General features: G+C 75.1%; 1 protein-coding gene and 1 pseudogene. One reads left to right on the top strand and one right to left on the bottom strand.

Features of this window, described 5'->3' with window-relative positions; translation table 11 throughout:
* Positions 1-311 (top strand): annotated as a pseudogene (locus tag RIF68_RS33590) (elongation factor Tu); the annotation flags it as partial.
* A 122-nt stretch (positions 312-433) separates the two neighbouring features.
* On the opposite strand, the gene RIF68_RS33585 reads toward RIF68_RS33590, so the two are convergent.
* Positions 434-2,434: a PIG-L family deacetylase gene (locus RIF68_RS33585; RefSeq protein ID WP_309055253.1), complete on the bottom strand. Its 2,001-nt coding sequence runs from the start codon at positions 2,432-2,434 to the stop codon at positions 434-436.
* Positions 2,435-2,709 lie beyond the last annotated feature (275 nt).

The following is a 2,709-nucleotide window of genomic DNA, read 5'->3' as shown; positions in this document are numbered from 1 at the left end:
TCATCATCAAGCCCGGTTCGGTCACGCCGCACACCGAGTTCGAGGCCCAGGCCTACATCCTGTCGAAGGACGAGGGTGGCCGTCACACCCCGTTCTTCAACAACTACCGCCCGCAGTTCTACTTCCGTACCACGGACGTGACCGGCGTCGTGACCCTCCCCGAGGGCACCGAGATGGTCATGCCGGGCGACAACACCTCCATGACCGTCGAGCTGATCCAGCCCGTCGCCATGGAGGAGGGCCTCAAGTTCGCCATCCGTGAGGGTGGCCGGACCGTCGGCGCCGGCCAGGTCACCAAGATCAACAAGTAATTGTCGATCTGACCTGGTAGCTCCCCGTAGCTGCTGAGCAGTGGAGAAGGCCCCGCACCGAAAGGCGCGGGGCCTTCTCGCATGTCCGGAGGGGTGCGTACCGGGTGCGTGCGGGGCGGACCTCACGTTCCCCAGGGGGTCCAGGACCAGGGGCGGCCGTCCGCGCCCAGGCCCACCACCGTCAGCCCCCGCGCCCCGGCGTGCGCCGTCGCCGCCAGGTCCGCCGCCCGCTCCGTACGCACCCGGAACCGGTCCCCGGCCCGTACGGCCGTCCGGCCCCGAAGGTCCGTGCCGAGCAGCACCGTGCCCAGCGCCGGCGAGCGCACCGCCGCCACCGGCCCGTATCCGTCCAGGCCCACGTCGCCACCCGGCCCGAGCAGCGTCCCCGACGCCGGCGGCCGGTGGTACAGCTCGCCGGCCGCACTCGCCACCGTCGCCCCGGACAACGGCAGCCGGCCCGCCGCCTCCCGGCCGTCCACCCAGTGACGTACCGACTCCCGCCCCGCCGCGTACACGTGCGTCCGGCCCGCCGCGTCCACCGACACCGCGAAACCGTCCTGCACCTCCGCGCCGCCCGGCAGCACCCGCCACGGCCCCCAGGCGCCGCCGGGCTTTCGCACCCGCGTCGAGACGCCCTTGTCCGCGTTCCGTACGAAGAGGTGCACCCGGCCGTCCGGGGCCGCCACCGCCACCGGGGCGCCGATCCGCCGGCCCCGGTCGTCCCCCCGCTCCGGGTTGCCGAGCCCCCGCCACGCGAGGAACGGACCGCCCGGGGACCGCTGCTCCAGGAGCACCACCTCACGCCGGTTCGGCCGGCCCCGGCCCTCCAGGGCGGCGAACCGCACCGCGAACAGCAGCAGCCGGCCGTCACCGAGCACCGCCGCGCCCGGGGCCGGAGCCAGCGGCCCGCCGCCCAGGTCCTCCGGGCCGCCCCACACGCCGGGCGCCGACTCCCGCCACCGCACCGCGCGCAGCCCGAGGACCCCGTACGCCTCCAGCCGCCCGCCCGGTCCCTCGGCGACCACCGGCCCGCGCAGCGGCCAGCGGTGGTGGGTGGAGCGCACCCAGCCCTTCCGGTTGGTCAGCGGCCGGTCGCCGCCCACCCCGTAGTCGCCGCAGCCCGACGGGTTCCCGCACCGCCAGGACGGGTCCCCGCCGTACGGGACGAGCCGCGCGGCCTTCTCCGCGAGCACCGCGGGCGGCAGGTTCTTCGGCCAGTGCCGGTTGTAGTAGCCGCGGAACGCCGTCACCGCGAACGCCGGGACCGGCTCCCCGTCCCGTACCGCCTCCGCCACCCACCGGCACAGCGCCGCCCAGGTGAAGCAGGCCACCGCCGTGTGGTCCCCGTGGTCCGAGTAGCCCGGCTGCTCGCTGTCGCGCCGCCGGGTCGCCTCGTCGCTGTGCTGCGTGTCCGGATCCGGGTCCAGGGTGTGCACCACCGTCGGCCGGTGGCGCCGCAGAAGGTCCACGAGCACACCGGTCAGCCGCTCGTGGTCGTACGTGTCCACGCGGGTGACCGGCGAGCCCGCCGACAGGTGCGTCCGCAGCTCCAGCGCCCGGTCCTCCCAGAGCGCGGGCACCGCCATGTACCGGCGGGCGGTGTGCATCGGCAGGTTCAGGAAGACCAGCTCCACCCGGCGCCCGCCGTGCGTCAGGACGTCCACCTCGGCCCGCCGCCCGCCGGCGAGCGTCAGCACCCGGCGCCGCCAGGGCGTGAACCGGGGCAGGCCGAGCGCTTCCGCGTACGCCTGCCGCAGCCCCTGGTGCCGGGCCGAGGAGTACGCGGCCCGGTCCGGCGGGGTCTCCGGCATGCCCGCGATCCGGTTCCGGCCGGTGTGCTCGCCGGCCGTCACGTACACCGAGACCAGCGGCACGCCCGCGTCGAGCAGCCGCTGCGAGTCCGGGTTCATGAAGTACAGGTCGTCGTCGGGATGTGCGGCGAACTGCATGAGCAGTGCGCGTCCCGGCCCGGCCCGGCCGACCGGCTTCCCCGGGGCCGGATCGGCGGTCGGCACGGTCCTGCGCGGCTGGGGGACGGAGCACCCGGCGAGCGTCGCCGCGGTCCCCGCGCCGGCCGCCAGGGCGGCGGCCAGAACCGTCCGCCGGCGCGCTGATATGTGCACTCCACGACCCTTCGCTCGTCCGTTCCCCTGCAAGACGGCCGCGCGGGGGAGCGGGTTGTGCGTCCGGGGCGGATGCGCGCAGGATCACAGCCCGGAAAGAAGATCACGAAAAAATGTCCGGGGAACCCGCGAGCGGATGTCGAGACGCCCGAGCCGGCTCCGACCGAAGGGTGACAGCGCGCCACAGGGGCGGGCGGAGCGGGGAGGATCCCACCATGAAGTACGTCGCGATGATCTACGGCAACCAGGCCAAGTGGGACGCGTTCCCGGCCGAG

Source organism: Streptomyces sp. (assembly GCF_031178505.1).
Lineage (GTDB): Bacteria > Actinomycetota > Actinomycetes > Streptomycetales > Streptomycetaceae > Streptomyces > Streptomyces gulbargensis.
The sequence above is the reverse complement of the archived record's forward strand: the minus strand, read 5'-3'. Positions and strand labels throughout refer to the sequence as shown.